The organism is Rhizobium sp. LEGMi-198b, from assembly GCF_054114205.1.
Map to the genome: position 1 here is coordinate 315,688 of NZ_JBSYVH010000007.1, position 18,299 is coordinate 333,986.

Genomic DNA, 18,299 nt, shown 5'->3' on the forward strand with positions numbered 1-18,299 from the left:
GCTTCCTTCAAGACGGATTACTTGGCAAGCAGCTTGTCGAAGAGCGCCTTGTCGTAGTCCGAGTAGATATAGCCGTCAGCCGGGAACTTGTCGGCCCTTGCGAGATAACCACCGATCGTGCTGTCGTCGATAACGGGCAGCGGCACCTTGACGAAGGCCGGGACGTCCTTGCCTTGCAGCGCCTGCACGGCTGCATAGACGGAGAGCGCGCCGAGCCAGTTTGGCTGCATGGTCGCCCAGCCCTTCAGGCCCTTCTCTTTCCAGAGTTCCAGGAATTGCCGGGCGTTTTCGCCTGTCGTCGGCACTTGTTCGCGGCCCTGGCGGTCGAAAGCCATGACGGACCCGGCCGACAGTGCGCCACCTAGCGACAGAACGCCATCAATTTGCTGGTTGGCGAACAACAGGCTCGTCATCGCTTCCTGGGCGGGCGCGACGTTATATTCCGTATTGGTTTCGGTGATGACTTGGATGCCCTTGTTGGCATCGAGCTCCGGCTGCGCACCCTTGCGGCGGTCGTCGCTGACGGAAACGCCGGCGGGACCGTTCATGATGATGATCTTCCCCTTACCGTGAAGCTGATCGACCATCCACTGCGCAGCCCTCTGGCCCCATTCGTTGGAGTCCGTGTTGATCTTCGCCGTGAGATTGTTGGTGTCCACGAGGCTGTCGAAGTTGACGACGGCAATGCCCTTGGAGCAGGCATCGGAGATGACGCGGTCGAGCGCGGTGGACGAACCGGCTTCGACGATGATGGCATCGAGGTTCGCGTCGATCATCGATTGGATCTGCTGAATCTGCGTCTGGGCATTGCCCTGCGCATCGGTGATCTTCAGGTCCTTGACGAGCCCGTCCTTCTTCAGAGCCGCCACCTCATCGGTGATCGTGCCTTCGGTCTGCTTCATCCAGGTCGGGACAGAATAGATGTTCGCCCAGCCGATCGTATAGGGCGCCTTGCGATCACCCTTGATGCAGTTGGCTGCCGCCGACGCCGTGCCGGCCGAAAAGGCGAGGAGGACCGCAGCGGAGGCAGCGCCCGCGAGAAGGCGGCTGCGCAGCGAGGCTGAGGCTGTGTCTTCAAGTTTCGTCATGTCGTTCCCCTTTTTGTGCGTGGCAGCCTTAAGGCTTGCCATCTGCTTGACGTCCGCTATAATGTACACATGATCTTTATACCGGACGTCGGCGATCTTATGCCGATTTTTTCCCCTCGCAAGGGGGGGTGCAAAAATTTCGTTCACGGCGAATGGCAGGAGCGATTGACAGATGCAGGAGACGACTTGAAAAATTTGACACGACTAGAATCGGGATTCGGCAACATGGATGCAGTTCAGGACGAAGCAATCGGCAAACGCGCCCGAGGGCTCGACCGCGCCTTCGAGATCCTCGAATTCCTGCGCCACAAGCGGCAGGCCTTGAAGCCGAACGAAATCGCCGCGCAGATCGGCGCGCCGCGCTCATCGGTCTACGAGCTCGTCAACCTGCTGCTGCACAACGGCATTCTTGAATTTACGGGTGGCGAGGGCCGCGTCTACCTCGGCCGCAAGCTCTATTTCCTGGGTGCGGCCTATGAGAACCATTTCGATTTCACCCGCGAATGTGAGACGGCGCTGGAGCAGCTTGCCGACGAGACGCGGGAGACGGCGCAGTTCTGCATGTTGGATGGTAACAAATATACGGTCGTTCGCATGCGCGAAGGCGCCCGGCCATTCCGCATCTCGACGGATATCGGCCAGTCGGTGCCGATCCCGTGGACGGCCTCCGGCCGCCTGCTTATTGCGCATCTTTCGGATCAGGAAATCCTGAACTTCATTCCGCCGGAGGATTTTCGTCTGCCCAGCGGTGAATGGCTCGACCCCAAGACCTTTATCGCCGAGGTGCGTCAGGCCGAGCGCGAAGGCTTCTTCACCTTCAACAGCATCGTCGACAGCTTCACGCACTGTTTTGCCGTACCGGTACACGGCGAGGACGGTCATACAGCCGGAACGCTCTGCCTCGTTACGCCGCGCGACGATGGCCTTGCGAACCGTGACCGCTATCTCGCCTGCTTGAAAAAGGCCGCCCTCGGCCTGTACCAGACCCCAGCACGGCCGAAGCGAGCTTCATAGTTCTTGCAAGGCTGAGCGACAAAGCCGAAACGCGCTTTGCTTTCCGCGAACGCCCTGCGGACTTTAGGCCTGGGACGGCGACAATCCGAACCTGAGATCGGCCAGCAGCTCTCAAGGAGATGCTGGCTGGCCTGCGCATGGGCGCAAATGCGCAGTGCGTGTCGTGCGACGGGGAAATGAATATAGATTCGTGCGCCGTTCGGATCGGAGAAGCCGCCGATGAATCCAGCGAGAGGCACAAAACAAGCCGCTGGACCGGTCAGCCGACAGTTCAAGTCTTTGTCAAAGACACAACAAAAGACGCTGAACCTATCCATTTGACGAATATTTCCGGAAAATTAAACCATTATTAAACAGAATTTAAGCAAGTTACTCGAATACAAATTTTATTTTTATTAGGGCGAACATTATGAACATTAGTATTGCAAAAAGCCTTATTGCTTTCGGTGTCGTGATGACCATAGGGCTTGCCGGCTCGACAGGGCTGCAGCAGGTCGCCTTGAACCGGCTCAAAGTGAACGGACCGATCTATGAGCAGGTCGTCAACGGAAAAGATCTCGTTGCCGATATTCTGCCCCCGCCGCTTTTCGTGGTGGAATCCTACATGCTGGCTTTGGAAGCCAGTGATTTTCCGGAGGTCGCCGAGGCGAATGCGGCCAAAATCGCCAAACTCCACCTCGACTACAATGAGCGCCGCGCTTACTGGCAAACCTCCAGCTTGCCACAGAATCTGAAGGATCAGCTGGCCAATACGGTGCTGACCAAATCCGATGTCTTCTGGCAGGAAATGGACCGGGAGATTCTCCCTGCTTTGGCGGCTAAGGATACGGCAAAGGTCAAGGATCTGCTCGTTCATCTCAAAGGCACGTTTCACCTGCATCAGGATGCCGTCGAGGAACTGGTGACCAGCTCGAACGAGTTTCTGTCGGGCCAGGAGAAGGGCGCCCGAGAAGAGATAAATCGTTGGACAATCTTCTCGCTCTCCGCTGCTGGCGGATCCATATTGTTGCTGCTTGCCGGAACATTGCTATTGCGGCGCCGGGCCATCGTGCCACTGGAAAGCATGAGGGCCTATATGGGTGTGCTTGCCGGTGGCGACTACACCAAGGAAGTGCCCCATTCCGAACGCTCCGATGAAATCGGCGCGATGGCGAAGTCCGTTGCCGTGTTCAAGGCGAAGGCTCAAGAACATCAGCGGCTCGAGGCTGAGGCAGAGGTCAATCGCACGCTTTCCGAACAGGGACGCGCGCAGCAGGAACATGTCCGTGCGCGGGAGGCGGCAGATATCAAGCTCGCGGTCGATGCGATCGCCAGCGGGTTGGGCCAGCTCGCCAGCGGCAATCTCACACACCGGATAGACGTTGCCTTCGCGCCGCCGCTCGACCTTGTGCGCCGAGACTTCAACGCTGCGGTGGAGCAGCTTGAGGATGCCTTGCGCAAGGTCGGCCAGAACGCACAGGCGATCGCAACCGGTTCCAATCGTGTCCGGTCGGCAACCGGCGATCTATCCAAACGAACGGAACAGCAAGCTGCCTCGGTCGAGGAGACCGCGGCAGCCCTCGAGCAGATCACCACGACCGTCACGGATTCCAGCCGCCGCGCCGACGAGGCCGGCCGGCTGGTCGTCACGGCTCGGGAAAATGCGGAAAAATCGGGTGATATCGTTCGCCGGGCAATCACTGCGATGGGTGAGATCGAGGCATCCTCGAACGAGATTTCGAACATTATCGGTGTCATCGACGATATTGCTTTCCAGACGAACCTTCTGGCACTGAATGCGGGTGTCGAAGCTGCGCGCGCCGGAGAAGCCGGCAAGGGTTTTGCCGTCGTTGCTCAGGAAGTCCGCGAGCTTGCGCAACGCTCGGCCGGCGCCGCCAAGGAGATCAAGACCTTGATCAACACCTCCGGCGAGCAGGTGAAAAACGGCGTGACACTTGTGGGGGAAACCGGCCAGGCGCTCGATCTGATCGGCCAACAGGTGGAGGCCATAAATGTCAACGTGGCGGCAATCGTCGACGCGTCGCGAGAACAGGCAACCGGCCTCAAGGAAATCAACCAGGCGGTCAACACCATAGATCAAGGCACGCAGCAGAATACGTCCATGGTCGTGGAATCGAACGCTGCCAGCCATAGCCTTGCGAACGAAGCTGAAGCTCTCTTCAATCTTCTCGGCCGCTTCCGGATCGGCGCAGCCAGCCAAACGGCCGCGACCCCTGCCCCGAAAGCACAGCAGCGTCACGAGCCTCTGGCGCCGGCGCGTAGAATGACTGCATAGCTGGCAGATGCTCTCGAAAGGCGGAGAGCCATGGCAAACACCAGTGTATCCTGGGAGGAGTTCCATCAGCCCCGCGGCGCTCGCCGGAACGGCGGTCGCCGCTTACCGGCCTGCCACCCGCAGCGGTTGGAACGCCGAGAAAACTATTCTAGGAAAGCGAAGAGCAAATCGCTGTCGGTCGGCTTTGCGGACCGAAACAGCACCTCACCCTCCTTGCTGACCAGCGCGACGCAAAAATCGACCACCGAATTGGCGTCGAGTTGCGCACGAACTATCTTGGGCCGCAATCCACTCCCAGCACCGAATAGAGGCGTCACCTTGCCGTCATGCACGCGCACCACCGCCAGATTGGCCTCTTCAAGACGTCGGCGATCCCTTAGAATGAGCTGCTCTTGTTCGCGACCTGCCTCTCGTGCCAGATCACTGACAATGACGACGACCGGCTTCTTTCCGCGAAATGTTTCCAGCCCCTCTGCAGAATTGCGCGGCTGCCGCTTCAACGCCCGATATTCCTCCACGATTGTCATTGGTTCATCCTCCATCGCAGTTCTTGACTTACTCAGATTTGAATCCCCTCCGACTGGTATTGTTCCCATTCGCGACAGCGTCGATCGTCAATAATTTAGGCAAGCGGTAGCAAATAGTGATGAAACTCCCTCGGACCCGAGTTTCGAAGAAATCTAGACAAGATTTGGAAAAATTTAATCCGCTGGGCACAGAGTAGCACAATCACAGCGACACCGGCGCTCATGATTGCACGCTAATGTAACATCATCTTTCATAATGCCGGATAGCTTGCGGGGAAGAGGATGCGTGAATTTTTCGAAAGCAAAGCGGGAAAGCAACTTGCTGTCCTCGCCTCTGGTTCATCCCTGTTGTGGATCATTGGCTTGCTTTGGCATGGAACATTTTTTGGTTGGTTGAGACCCCTTGGCGACGGCACGATCGCTGTCCTGTTCCTGACATTCATCATCCCCGGCGCCGCGAGCTTTATCTATTCGCTTCTGCGAATCCTCGATCTGCGCAAAGAGATGCTGCGTCAGGAAGAACAGGGAAAGCGGGCACACTGGATTGCCACCCACGATCACCTCACGCGCCTTCCGAACAGATATGCTTTCGAGAAATTCGAGATCGTGAAACCCGCGACCGAAGATGACGACAATTTGGTGCCGACGGCGACGATTTTTTCCGTTGACCTGGACAGCTTCAAGAAGGTCAATGATCTGGTCGGCCATCAGGGAGGCGACAGGCTTCTGCAGGAAGTCGCAAAAAGACTATCGGCATTTGCCGAGGAATCATGCGTTTTTCGTCTCGGAGGCGATGAATTCATCGTCATAGCCAGGGGACTGGTCCCAGAGAAAGACGAAAAGTTCGCAAATCTGCTGATCCATGCGCTCAGCCGGCCCATCCACATCGGGCCGATATCCTGCCAGGTCGGAGCGAGCGTTGGTTACGCTCGCTGGCCGGAGCATGGCCATGAACTGCAGGATGTTTGCCATCGTTCTGATATCGCACTCTACGAAGCCAAGAGCGCAGGCGCCAACATCGCGCTGCGATTCTCCGAGGAAATGCAGCTTAAAGTCACCGCACGTGCAAAGCTTGAGGGCGAACTTCGAACGGCGATCACAGAAGGTCGCATCGAGCCATTTTATCAGCCCCTCATTGATCTGCGGTCTGGAAAGGTGTGCGGTTTCGAGGCGCTTGCCCGGTGGACGCTGGACGACGGCACAGGCGTTTCGCCACAATTGTTCATTCCCATAGCGGAAGAAACCGGCTTGATGACGCCGCTTTTTCTGCAGCTCCTCAAGACAGCGTGCGAGAACGCCAGATCATGGCCGGAGGACGTATCGCTTTCGTTCAACGTCTCGGCTGTTCAAATGGATGACCGGCTTCTTGTGTCTCGAATTCTGGAAATTCTTGATGACGCAGGCTTGCCGCCGTCCCGGCTGGAAGTCGAGATCACCGAGAATGCGTTGATCCGCGATCCGGATCTCGCTGCCGCAATTATTGGGGATCTTCACAACGCGGGCATACAAATCGCACTGGACGATTTCGGCACCGGCTATTCCAGCTTGGCGCAGCTCGCACGATACCAGTTCGACAAGATCAAAATCGACAAAAGCTTCGTCAGATCCGCCCGCGAGCACGACGACCGCCATGAGAAAATTGTCCAAGCGCTGCTCATGATGAGCCAAGGCTTGGATGTGAAGACGACCGTCGAGGGCATCGAGGACAATACCCAACTGGCATATTTCTTACGTGCGGGATGCGATATCGGACAGGGCTACCTCTTCGGCAAAGCCATGCCGTTTTCCGACACGATGTCATATCTGAGGGATCGCGCGGAGATCCTCAAAACGGCTTAGGCTGCTTCTATACTACATCTTCCACCAAAATGTCCGATCGTAGCCGGCTTCCTTGCAATAAAGGACGCGTCAACGTGCAACTGATGCACGCGCGCCGCGCCCGCTTTTCGTTATCCATATTTTGCGACCGTCACTTGCCTGCTAATTTTCGTTACGCTAAATTACGCAAGATTTAGTTGTAATTGTTGCTGAAAATGATTCGGCGACGCGCAGGGCTCTCAACGCGGTTTCTTCGTTTGGCAACATGATCTTAAATCATCGCATTACACGTATCAGTGTCGGACTGCTGCTGCTGGCGATCGCTGTTATCGTTTCGCTACCGGCAATCACCGGCTTTACGAGCCGTGACGGCACGGTCAATGCCCGCTTCGCTGTCGTCAATTCCCCTATTGACGGTGTGATTGAAGGAGAGCCTGCTAAGGTTGGTACCCCTGTCAAAGAGGGTCAGACACTTGCAGATATCAAAAACCCACGCGTCAATCGTGCAATCCTTGCTTCGCTGGAAGCAGACCGCAACACTGCGCGCGATCGTGTAGTGGCGCTGAAGAAGGAGCGGGACGAGCTTTCCGGGCTTCGCGAGCAGCTATCCAAACGGTTGGAAATTTTCAAGCAGGCCACAATTTCCAATCTGGAACGGGAAGTGGAGATTCTGAGAAAGAAAGTCGAGGTCTCCCAGGCTCAGGACCTTGCCGCGCAGGTCGACCTAAACCGCCGGATGGACCTGGAATCAAAAGGTATTCTCACGCAGAGGATGGTCGATGCCGCGCGTGCCGCCGGAGCTGCGACCGGCGGCGAGGTCGAAATCAGCAATTTGACCGTCGATCAGTTGGAGCAGAGGCTCGATGCCATTCGCCAAGGCATCTTCGTGTTCGGCGACGGGCAGAATGATGTGCCCTATTCGCGACAACGCCAGGACGACGTCATCGTTCGCATCGGTGACTTGGACTCACGCATAGCTGAAAACGAGACACGCGCCGCCGAGGTCGAAAAGCAGTTGATCGAAGAACGCAACCGCGTGGGCAACCTTGAATCCGCAACCGCAACAGCACCATTCGATGGTGTGATTTGGAGCAGGACCATCGTCAACGGCTCCAATGTCGTGCTCAACAACGAATTGATGCGCCTGCTCGACTGCCGAGAGCTATTTGTCGATATCCTTGTTCCCGAGGTCGACTATGACGAGATTTATCCTGGACTTACCGCGCAGGTGCGACTGTTCGGCCGCACCGATGTCTTCGATGGCACGGTCGTTTCCGTAAAGGGCAGTTCGGCGGCTGTCGAGAGCGATTCCTTTGCGGCCAGTCTGCCAGCATCGTCACAGCGTAATGCCCGCATTCGGGTTCGCCTCGAGCCGTCCTTTATGAACGACGACTTCGCGAATTTCTGTCAGGTCGGGCGAACGGTGCAGGTACGGTTTCCCAAACACGGGATTGGCTTGACGAATTGGGTTAAAAACCTGTGGTTCAGTATCTTCTAGCGCTGGCTCCGACCTTTCTGGTTCTGGCCCTCTTTCTCTTAGGGCCATTCAATTGGTCGCGTCACCATACCTGGACGCGGGCAGTTACCTGCGCGCTCGTTGCAGCCATCGCATTGCGCTACATCCTTTGGCGGCTGACGGAAACCGTTCTTCCCTACCCCTATGACGGCCTCAATTTCTATTGGGTATGGTTTGTCTTCCTCGTGGAGATGTTGGCCTTTACCGAGGTTGTACTTTTTCTCGTGCTGATGAGCCGTTATGTCGATCGGAGTGCCGAAGCAGACAAGCTGGCGCGTGCCTTCTTTGCCCGTGACCAGCGAGAGCTGCCGACCGTAGATGTCTTCATTCCCACCTATAACGAACCGCTCGACGTGCTGGAAAGAACCATCGTCGGAGCGTTGTCGCTCGATTACCCCGCCGACAAGCTGAAGGTGTATGTGCTCGACGACCAGCGCCGAGACTGGCTCAAGAGGTTTTGCGAGGAAAAGAACGCAATTCACGTCACGCGGGGCGACAATTCGCACGCCAAAGCGGGCAATATGAACAACGGGCTGAAGGTCAGTTCGGGCGATTTCGTCGCGGTTTTCGACGCGGATTTCGTGCCCTACCGGCATTTTCTACGTCGGACGCTGCCTTTCTTTTCCGATGAAAGCATCGGCATCGTTCAAACGCCGCAACATTTTTTCAATGCCGATCCGGTGCAGTCGAACCTCGGGCTGGAGAATATCTGGCCGGATGAGCAGCGCCTGTTTTTCGACGAGATCGCTCCCAGCAGAGACGTGTGGGATGTCAGTTTTTGCTGCGGCTCGTGTTCAATCGCCCGCCGCAAAGCGATTGATGCAATTGGTGGCTTTCCAACGGAGTCCATTACGGAGGATTTGCTGACCACGCTGTCCATGCTCAACGTTGGCTACAAGACACGCTACTTGAACGAGCGTCTGTCGATGGGTCTGGCGGCCGAGAATCTAACCGGCTATTTCGTACAGCGCGAGCGGTGGTGTCAGGGCGGCATTCAGACGCTGTATCTGCATAACGGTCCGCTGCGCGGCCCGGGATTGTCGCTCTTTCAACGGATCATGTTCCTGCCGGCGTCGTGGCTGGTGCAATATCTGGTCCGCTTCATGATATTGATCGTCCCGATCGTCTATCTCTGGTTCGGGCTGCTGCCGCTTTATTTCACCGATATTGCCGACTACGTTTCCTATCAGATACCGCTGCTGACGGCCTATTTCCTGCTCATGCTATGGATAACGCCGACGCGCTACCTGCCTATAATTTCAAGTGCGGTCGGTACATTTGCAACGTTCCGAATGCTGCCGACTGTTGTTTCCAGCGTGATCCGCCCGTTCGGCAAGCCGTTCAGGGTAACGCCGAAAGGAAGCGGCAATGAGGAAAACCAGTTCGATAGATACACTTTTATCTGTATCGCCAGCCTGGTCGCGATCACCGCCGCCGGTCTGCTGATCAACATCGTGCCGGAGACGACCAATGTTCAAGGACAGTTTTCGCCGATCGCAGCCTTGTGGGCGGGTATCAATATTATCGTTATGATCATCGCCTCTCTCATCTGCTTTGAAAAACCCCGGCGATTGTTTCACGCGTTCAAACTTGAAGAGGCTGCTACGGTTGACGGTATTCCTGGCCAGGTCGTCAGCCTCGCGCTGGACAAGGCTGTCGTCGCAGTGCCGGTTGAAACCCAGTTTCAGTCTCGATCCGTCATGCTGAAGTTTGATGGCTTTGCGCCATTCAGATCGGAACTCAAACAGGTCACTCAGCGGCGAAGAAGCATAGCCCGCGGCGGCGATCGGCAAGCTTACTATCTTCATCTGCATTTCGAACTCAGCGAATCCGATCGCGACAAAATGATCGTGAAGCTCTACACCGGTCAATATTCACAGGACATCCGCGACATCGACAAGGTCGCCGTCTCCGTCAATCTTCTGCTTCGTTCCTTCGGGCGAACGCGCACGTTGTAGCCAAAAATTCGAACGCGAAGGGAGCCACCGGCTCCCTTCGCAGAACGGCTTCTACCTGAACAATTCCCTCAAGCCGCGAGCAGCTCGTCGGCCGGACCGAAGAACTCATAGTGAATGCGGCTCGACGGCACACCTGCAAGCGATAGCGCCGTAACCGCTGCGCGCAAGAAAAGGCGAGGCCCGCAGATATAATAGTCCGCCTCGGCGACGGGCGTATTCGAGATCAGCCAGTCGTCGGTAATAATGCCTGCCACATCATAATCCCGGCCGTCGGCTTCATCGGCAAGCGGCGTCTGGTGGAAATCGGTGACGCGTACCGCTTTGGCCGTTGCTGCAAGCGCGCGGACATGGTCGCGCATCGCATGCGTCTCGCGATCATGCGTGCCGTGGATATAGTGGACCGGCACCTGGTTGCCGCGGGCGACCAACGCCTCCAGCATTGCCACCATCGGCGTAAGACCCACGCCGCCCGAAAGCAGCACCACCGGGCGTTCGGGATGATCGGCGAGGAAGAATTCGCCCGCGGGCGCGGCAACCCTAAGGATCGTTCCCGCCACGACCTCGTCATGGAGCCATCCCGACGCGAGACCAAGAGGCTCACGCTTCACCGAGATGCGATAGGTTTCGCCATTCGGTGCCGCCGAAATCGAATAATTACGTTTGACCGGAGGATGGCCGGGGATTTCAAACCAAAACGTCAGGTATTGCCCGGGCTTGTGGTTCATGACGCTGCCGCCGTTGACCGGCCGCAGGATGAACGACTTGATGACGCTGCTTTCGCGGAGCACCTTCTCGACACGGAACTCCCGCCAGCCGTTCCAGCCGCCGGCAATTTCCTTCTGTTCCGTGTAGATGCGCTCCTCACGCGCAATCAGAATATGAGCAAGGAACCAGTAGGCTTCTCCCCATGCGGCGAGGATATCATCGGTCGCGGCATCGCCCAGGACGGCCTTGATGGCGCCGAGCAGGGCGTCCGCGACATAGGGGTAATGTTGGGGAAGAATTTGAAGCCCGACATGCTTCTGCGCGATCCTCTCGACGGCAGGCGCAAGCGCGCCCAGATTGTCGATATTGCTGGCATAGGCGAGGATTGCTCCGGTCAGGGCGCGCGGCTGCGACCCGGCATCACCGTGATGCGACTGGTTGAACAGATCCCGAATTTCCGGGTTCTGGAACATGCGTGCGTACATCTCCCGCACGATCTCGAGACCGTGGGCTTCGAGCGCAGGAACGGTGGCCTTGACCAGCGCAATGGTCTGCGTGCTGAGGGGTTGTTTCATCGATATCTCCTAATGAATCGAATAATTTCGGGGGAAGCTGAAGACGTGCGATCGGCCGCCATCGGCGGCTGAGCATCGATCGGCGACATTTCCTTGAAGATCGGGCCAAACCTCGTGTCGACCGGGGACACGGGCGTAAAACGCGTCAATGAGGTGACTTTGCCCCCAGCCATCAAGCGTTAACCCCGCCATTGCCCAACTCCAATCATGCATCCAGAATGCATCTATACCTTGGCAGGAAAACATGCAACAAGAATACATCATTTGGAGATATGCAGATGCGAATGACGCGCTACACTGACTACGCCATGCGCGTGATGCTTTATCTTGGCAGGGAACCGGAGAGGTTATCCTCGATCGCCGATATCGCCCGGGCCTACGCCATCTCGCAGAACCACCTGATGAAAGTCGTCAACGATCTGGTGAATGCCGGCTATCTTGAGAGCGTGCGCGGGCGTCATGGCGGCATACGTCTTGCGAAGGCGCCCGCCGAAATCAATGTCGGCGCACTGATCCGCCACACGGAAGACGACTTTGATCTGGTCGGCTGCGGCTCGTGCATCATCGCGCCCGCCTGCGGTCTGACCAGCGTGTTGGACGAGGCATTGCAATCTTTTCTGACAACCCTCGATCGCTATTCCCTGGCTGATGTCCTTGCACGCAAGGGCGATTTCACCCATCTGCTGAAAGCGTCTTGAAAACAAGCTTCCGCAAGCATCGGCGGCGATGCCATGGATGGCCCGCCAACTCAGTTCTTCGTTATCAATCCACGAAGAATGAGATCGACATGCGCTTCGAAAAACGCCTCGACGTCCTGCGGTTTGCGATCTGCGAAGATCATCTGCGAGACGCATAACATCACGGCGGCTCCTATCACCGTATCCGGAATCTTGATCGCCGGCGCATCTCGCAGTTCACCGGCAGCAACCCCCTCTTCAAAGAGCTTCTGCGTCGCGTCCATAAGCGGGACGATGAATTCCTCATGATGGCGATCCACGACCTGGGGAAACCGTGACCCCTCCGCGATGACAAAGCGCATGAGTTCCCTCGTATTCCGATCCGTCACGAGACGATCATAAACCAGGCGGAGGAAGGTCCTGATCCTTTGCGAGTAAGGCCCGCTCAGCGTCTTTGCTTTGGCACTGACATCGACGAATGAAACGGAGATGCGACGGATCACCTCCTCGAACAGCCGTTCCTTCGTCTCGAAATAGAAATAAATCGTCCCCTTCGTCACGCCAACGCGACTGGCGATGTCCTCGACGCGTGTCGCCACATAGCCGCGCTCGACGAATTCCTCGAAGGCCGCATCGAGGATTTCCCCGGGCCGTTGCGCTTTGCGCTGCGCCCGCAGCCCCGCTTGTTTTGCTACCGACATCTCACGTCCTCCTTGTCTCGGGATATTCCGACACAATCAGCTTCACAGTCATCATTTATTTCATTGACTAATCAGTCAGTCAATATTATTTGGCGGAAACATCATCATGAATTCCGCCATCGAGGGGATGAAATGGATAAGTCAGCAATCATTATGGGGCTCGCGCTGACGCTTGCGCTGTCCTCGTGCGATCAGAACGAAAAGCACGCGACACAAGCGCCGCAGAGTGTCAGAACCGTTGAGGCAATGCTCAGCAAACCGACGGCAAGGACGACCGTTACCGGCGAAGTAAAGGCCCGGATTGAATCGGAGCTTTCGTTCCGCGTCAGCGGAAGGATCATCGAGCGAAACGTCGATGTCGGAGCGAAGGTCAAAGCGGGCGATCTGCTAGCAAAGATAGATCCCGAAGAGCAGCGGGCAGACGTCGACGTGGCGACGGCAAGCCTTCAGGCAGCCGAAGCACAGCTCACGCAAGCACAATTGGCGGCCGCGCGCCAGGAAAGCCTCTTCAAAAACCAAGTCACGACCCGTGCCGCCTACGACTCCGCCCGTGAGACGCTTCTGACGGCTCAGGGGACCGAGGAGGTCGCCAAGGCCCAGCTTGAAACCGCTAAGGATGCCCTTTCCTACACGGAACTTCGCGCCGACGCGGACGGGGTCATCACAGAGCGCAATGCCGAGGTCGGCCAAGTGGCCCAGGCTGTGCAGTCGGTATTCACGCTCGCCCATGATGGTCCGCGCGATGCCGTCTTCAATGTCTTTGAGTCCCTGTTTCTCAAGGACCAGCCCGACAAGCAGGTTGAGGTCGCTCTGATCTCCAATGCTTCCAAGCGGGTATCCGCCGCAGTGCGGGAAATATCGCCGACGATCGATGCCGCAACCGGCACGATAAAGGTCAAGGTCGGGCTGGAAGATGGCGCCAGCATGCCGCTCGGAGCGGCTGTCACCGGGACATTCAGCATGCCCTCGGCAGAGGCAATCGTCCTTCCGTGGGGCGCCATGGCGTCGGCGGGTGGACAGCCGGCGGTATGGGTCGTCGACCCCGCCACGAGCGAAGTCTCCTTACGCAAAGTTCAAGTCGCAGAATATGACACCGGACAGTTCGCGGTCAGCGCCGGCCTCAAGCCACATGAAATCGTGGTTGCCGAAGGCGGCAAATTCCTGCGCCCCGGTCAGCATGTCGACCATTCCCAAGAGGCCGCGAAATGAGAAACTCTTTAATTGCAGCATCGCTGCTGCTGGCCACATCGATGCTGACGTCCTGCGAGGTGAAGTCCGCAGACACCGAAGAGAAGGTGCGGCCGGTTTTGTCGACCGTTATCAAACCAGAGCCGGTGGTCAGCCTGCACCTGCCCGGCACGATCGAACCCAGAATCGAAACCCAACTGGGCTTTCGTGTCCTGGGCCGGGTCGTAGCGCGCGACGTCAATGTCGGCGACCTCGTTACAAAGGGACAGGTGGTCGCCGCCATCGATCCCCTTTCTCTCGAACTTGCAGTCCGAAGCAGCCGCGCCGATCTTTCAAACAGCCAGGCGCAATTGACCAACGCGTCGGCGTCGGAAGAGCGCCAGCGCGCGCTTGCCGAATCCCGATCTGGCAGTGAAGCCGCCCTCGAAAGCGCCGAGCAGGCGCAAAAATCGGCCATTGCCTCCGTCGCCAAGGCGCAAGCCAATCTGGCGAAGGCAGAAGAACAGCTAGGCTACGCTCAATTGAAAGCGGAGTTCGATGGCGTCGTCACCGCGACGTCGGCGGAAGTCGGCCAGGTCGTCTCGGCGGGGCAGACCGTAGCGACCATCGCGCGCCCGGATGTTCGCGAAGCTGTCATCGACATTCCGGAAGCAAGCCTTGACGGTCTGAAGCCGGGTTCGCCGTTCGAGATCGCCCTGCAGCTTGATCCAACCATAAGGGTCACGGGCATCGTGCGTGAAATCGCGCCGGAAGCGGAGGCGACCACACGGACCAGACGAACAAAGATAACGCTTACCAATCCGCCGGACGCTTTTCGCCTGGGCTCGATCATCACGGCAAGTGCTGTCGTCGACAGTGCACCGACCACGTCTCTCCCATCAACCGCCATTTTGGACAAAGACGGCCAGCCGGGCGTCTGGGTGATCGATCCCGAGAAAGCGACGGTATTCCGCAAGCCGGTAACTCTGGATAACGCCTTCAGCGATCCGGACAGGGTGCGGATCGTCGGCGGCCTCAATATAGGCGATCGCGTCGCGATAGCCGGCGTCCATCACCTGACCGAAGGCCAGAGGGTCAAACTCACGCAGGAGAATCAACTTTGAAGACCTTCAATCTCTCCGACTGGGCGCTCGAACACCGTTCGATGGTCTGGTATTTCATGATCGTCTTCATTCTCGCCGGCGTGTTTTCCTATATGGGACTCGGCCGCGAAGAAGACCCGTCCTTCACCATCAAGACCATGGTCATCCAGGCGCAATGGCCGGGTGCCTCCGCTGAGGAAGTCACCAAGCAGGTGACCGACCGTATCGAGAAGAAGCTCGAAGAACTCGAGTCCCTTGACTATACCCGCAGCCAAACCGTTGCCGGGCAGACGACCATTTTTGTCAATCTGCTTCCGACGACAAAAGCCAAGAATGTGGAAAGCACCTGGGTTCGCGTCCGTAACATGATCGCAGACATCAAGGGCGATTTCCCGTCGGGCGTGGTGGGTCCGTTCTTCAACGACCGCTTCGGCGACGTCTACGGAAACATCTTTGCCTTTACCAGCGACGGTCTCACCCAGAGACAGCTTCGCGATCTCGTGGAGGATGCGCGCGCCAGAATTCTCACGGTTCCGAACGTCGGCAAGGTCGATATCATCGGCGCGCAGGACGAAGCGGTTTATCTCGAATTCTCCACCCGCAAGATCGCAGCACTCGGCATCGATCGCCAGTCCATCATCTCCACGCTGCAGGCACAAAACGCCGTCACGCAATCCGGCTTCGTGGAAGCCGGGCCCGAGCGCATCGCGCTTCGAGTAGGCGGCCAGTTCAGATCGGAGGATAGCCTGCGGTCGATCAATCTGAGGGTCAACGACCGCTTCTTTCCGCTGACCGACGTCGCGACGATCAAGCGCGGCTATGTCGATCCTCCATCAGCGCTTTTCCGCTTCAATGGCCAGCCGGCCATTGGCGTCGCGATCGGCATGAAGCAGGGCGCCAATCTGCTGGAGTTCGGAAAGGCTCTGGAAAAGAAGGTCGACGAGATCGTCGGCGTTCTGCCGGTGGGTGTCGATGTTCATCAGGTTTCCGATCAGCCGGCCGTGGTCGACGAGGCTGTTTCCGGCTTCACGCGCGCTCTTTTCGAAGCGATCGCTATCGTGCTTGCGATCAGCTTCATCAGCCTCGGCCTGAGAGCAGGCCTGGTCGTTGCAATCTCCATTCCGCTCGTCCTTGCCATTACATTCGTGGTGATGAGCTATTCGGGCATCTCGCTGCAGCGCATCTCGCTCGGCGCCCTGATTATCGCACTCGGCCTATTGGTCGACGACGCCATGATTGCCGTCGAAATGATGGTGGCGCGCCTGGAGGTCGGCGACGATCTGCGCAAGGCGGCGACCTATGTTTACACCTCGACCGCCTTCCCCATGCTGACCGGCACGCTCGTCACCGTCGCGGGCTTCATTCCGATCGGCCTCAACGACAGTGCCGCCGGCGAATTCACCTTCACCCTCTTCGTGGTTATTGCCGTATCGCTGCTCGTCTCCTGGATCGTCGCGGTTCTTTTCACCCCGTTGCTCGGGGTGACGATCCTGCCGAAAAGCATGAAGAAACATCACGAGAAGAAGGGCTGGTTCGGTTCGCTGTTCTCGCGCGTTCTCGGGGTCGCGATGCGGTTCCGCTGGGCGACCATCGCTCTCACCATCGTTGCCTTTGGGTCTTCCCTCTTCGGCATGGGCTATGTTCAGCAGCAGTTCTTCCCGTCTTCGGACCGTCCGGAACTGATCGTCGACTGGAACCTGCCGCACAACAGCTCGATCACCGAAACGAACCGGCAGATGGCTCAGTTCGAACGGGAGATGCTCGCAAACAATCCGAGCGTTGATCACTGGTCCAGCTATATCGGCCAGGGTGCGCCCCGCTTCATCCTCTCCTTCGACGTGCAGACGCCCGACGTGACCTTCGGTCAGACAGTTATCGTCACGAAGGGAATGGATGTGCGCGACAAGGTGCGGGACGAGCTTCAAGACTATCTCAAGAAGACCTTCCCCGGAACGGACGCTTTCGTAAAGCTGCTGGATATCGGTCCGCCGGTCGGCAAGCCTGTTCAATACAGGATCAGCGGCCCAGACATCCAAAAGGTCCGCAGCATAGCGCAGGACTTTGCGGGCATCATGGGTGACAACCCGTCGCTCAACGGCATCAACTTCGATTGGAACGAGCCGGCTCGCGTCGTCAAGGTTGACGTCCTGCAAGACAAGGCACGCCAACTCGGCGTCTCCTCCGAAGACATCGCCACTGCACTCAACGGCATCGTCGAAGGATCGAGCAGCACCCAAATCCGCGATGACATCTACCTGATCGATGTGATCGGACGAGCCCAGACGGCAGAACGCGGCTCCATCGAAACGCTCCAGAACCTGCAATTGCCGGCCTCGAACGGCAAGGCAGTTCCTCTGTCGGCCGTTGCGACCTTCCGCTACGAGTTGGAGCAGCCGACCATCTGGCGCCGCGCGCGTATCCCGACGATCACGATCAAGGCTGGCGTGACCGGCGACATCCAGCCGGCGACCGTCGTCCAGCAACTCGACGAGAAGGTCGAGCAATTCAAGAAGACGCTGCCAGTCGGTTACTCGGTCGTCGTCGGCGGTGCCGTCGAGGAAAGCGCCAAGGCACAGGGCCCGATCGCCGCTGTCGCACCGATGATGATTTTCGTCATGGCGACAATCCTGATGATCCAGTTGCAGAGCTTCAGCCGCCTGTTCCTGGTCTTTGCGGTCGCCCCCACCGCCCTCATCGGCGTGGTCGCCGCTCTACTGATGAGCAATGCGCCGCTCGGCTTCGTGGCGATATTGGGCGTGCTGGCGCTAATTGGCATCCTGATCCGAAACTCCGTCATTCTCGTCGTACAGATCGAGGATCTCAGAAAATCGGGAGTGAGTGCCTGGCATGCGGTGATGGAGGCAACCGAACACCGTATGCGGCCGATCATGCTGACAGCGGCCGCCGCCACCCTGGCCTTGATCCCCATCTCGCGGGAAGTGTTCTGGGGACCGATGGCCTACGCCATGATGGGCGGCATCGTGGTCGGTACTGTCTTGACGCTGCTGTTCCTGCCCGCCCTTTACGTGACGTGGTTCCGGATACCGAGAGAAGCCGCCGAAAAAGCATCTGCATAATACGAAGCATTGGACCTGCGCCGGACCATTCGGCCGGCGCAGGTCTGTGTCGAGACCGGTTTATCTGGGAGACATAACATTCAAGACCACGTCGAATG

13 protein-coding genes are annotated in these 18,299 nt (G+C 57.8%); 9 read left to right on the forward strand and 4 right to left on the reverse strand.

The genetic code is table 11. The features are described 5' to 3' along the window. Positions 1–17: 17 nt before the first annotated feature. Positions 18–1,088 (reverse strand): ABC transporter substrate-binding protein, encoded by a 1,071-nt coding sequence (locus ACXHXG_RS25135; protein ID WP_457901089.1) that lies wholly within the window; start codon positions 1,086–1,088, stop codon positions 18–20. 225 nt (positions 1,089–1,313) lie between these two features. Between ACXHXG_RS25135 and ACXHXG_RS25140 the strand changes: the two genes are divergently transcribed. Together ACXHXG_RS25140 and ACXHXG_RS25145 are read left to right on the forward strand one after the other, a co-directional pair. Next, positions 1,314–2,102, forward strand: coding sequence for an IclR family transcriptional regulator (locus ACXHXG_RS25140; RefSeq protein WP_260304790.1), 789 nt, complete (start codon positions 1,314–1,316; stop codon positions 2,100–2,102). 409 nt (positions 2,103–2,511) lie between these two features. Beyond that, positions 2,512–4,377: a methyl-accepting chemotaxis protein gene (locus ACXHXG_RS25145; protein ID WP_457901090.1), complete on the forward strand. Its 1,866-nt coding sequence runs from the start codon at positions 2,512–2,514 to the stop codon at positions 4,375–4,377. A gap of 143 nt (positions 4,378–4,520) precedes the next feature. Here the strand turns inward: ACXHXG_RS25145 and ACXHXG_RS25150 are convergent, their stop codons facing one another. Beyond that, positions 4,521–4,904, reverse strand: a complete 384-nt coding sequence (locus ACXHXG_RS25150; protein ID WP_283053397.1) for a hypothetical protein — start codon at positions 4,902–4,904, stop codon at positions 4,521–4,523. Between the two features lie 282 nt (positions 4,905–5,186). On the opposite strand from ACXHXG_RS25150, the gene ACXHXG_RS25155 reads away from it, so the two are divergent. The 3 genes from ACXHXG_RS25155 (at position 5,187) to ACXHXG_RS25165 (ending at position 10,196) form a co-directional block, all read left to right on the forward strand. After that, the gene (locus tag ACXHXG_RS25155) at positions 5,187–6,743 is read left to right on the forward strand and encodes a putative bifunctional diguanylate cyclase/phosphodiesterase (RefSeq protein ID WP_457901091.1); all 1,557 of its coding nucleotides are present in this window, start codon (positions 5,187–5,189) and stop codon (positions 6,741–6,743) included. A gap of 244 nt (positions 6,744–6,987) precedes the next feature. Continuing rightward, entirely contained in the window at positions 6,988–8,220 is a 1,233-nt protein-coding gene (locus ACXHXG_RS25160) for an HlyD family secretion protein (RefSeq protein WP_457901092.1), read from the forward strand. Next, positions 8,202–10,196 (forward strand): glycosyltransferase family 2 protein, encoded by a 1,995-nt coding sequence (locus tag ACXHXG_RS25165; protein ID WP_457901093.1) that lies wholly within the window; start codon positions 8,202–8,204, stop codon positions 10,194–10,196. The genes ACXHXG_RS25160 and ACXHXG_RS25165 overlap by 19 nt, the downstream gene beginning before the upstream one ends. A 68-nt stretch (positions 10,197–10,264) precedes the next feature. Here ACXHXG_RS25165 and hmpA read toward each other — a convergent pair whose 3' ends face one another. Next, positions 10,265–11,476, reverse strand: coding sequence for an NO-inducible flavohemoprotein (hmpA, locus tag ACXHXG_RS25170; RefSeq protein WP_457901094.1), 1,212 nt, complete (start codon positions 11,474–11,476; stop codon positions 10,265–10,267). Positions 11,477–11,760: 284 nt separating this feature from the next. Between hmpA and ACXHXG_RS25175 the strand changes: the two genes are divergently transcribed. Next, positions 11,761–12,174, forward strand: coding sequence for an RrF2 family transcriptional regulator (locus ACXHXG_RS25175; RefSeq protein WP_457901095.1), 414 nt, complete (start codon positions 11,761–11,763; stop codon positions 12,172–12,174). Between the two features lie 50 nt (positions 12,175–12,224). On the opposite strand, the gene ACXHXG_RS25180 is transcribed toward ACXHXG_RS25175, so the two are convergent. After that, positions 12,225–12,854: a TetR/AcrR family transcriptional regulator gene (locus ACXHXG_RS25180; protein ID WP_104826241.1), complete on the reverse strand. Its 630-nt coding sequence runs from the start codon at positions 12,852–12,854 to the stop codon at positions 12,225–12,227. A 132-nt stretch (positions 12,855–12,986) separates the two neighbouring features. On the opposite strand from ACXHXG_RS25180, the gene ACXHXG_RS25185 reads away from it, so the two are divergent. Genes ACXHXG_RS25185 through ACXHXG_RS25195 form a run of 3 tightly spaced genes read left to right on the forward strand, consistent with a single transcriptional unit; the run spans position 12,987 to position 18,201 of the window. Then, positions 12,987–14,063, forward strand: a complete 1,077-nt coding sequence (locus ACXHXG_RS25185; protein WP_457901096.1) for an efflux RND transporter periplasmic adaptor subunit — start codon at positions 12,987–12,989, stop codon at positions 14,061–14,063. After that, positions 14,060–15,145, forward strand: coding sequence for an efflux RND transporter periplasmic adaptor subunit (locus ACXHXG_RS25190; protein ID WP_457901097.1), 1,086 nt, complete (start codon positions 14,060–14,062; stop codon positions 15,143–15,145). The genes ACXHXG_RS25185 and ACXHXG_RS25190 overlap by 4 nt, the downstream gene beginning before the upstream one ends. Beyond that, the gene (locus ACXHXG_RS25195; RefSeq protein WP_457901098.1) at positions 15,142–18,201 is read left to right on the forward strand and encodes an efflux RND transporter permease subunit; all 3,060 of its coding nucleotides are present in this window, start codon (positions 15,142–15,144) and stop codon (positions 18,199–18,201) included. The genes ACXHXG_RS25190 and ACXHXG_RS25195 overlap by 4 nt, the downstream gene beginning before the upstream one ends. The last annotated feature ends 98 nt before the right edge of the window (positions 18,202–18,299 follow it).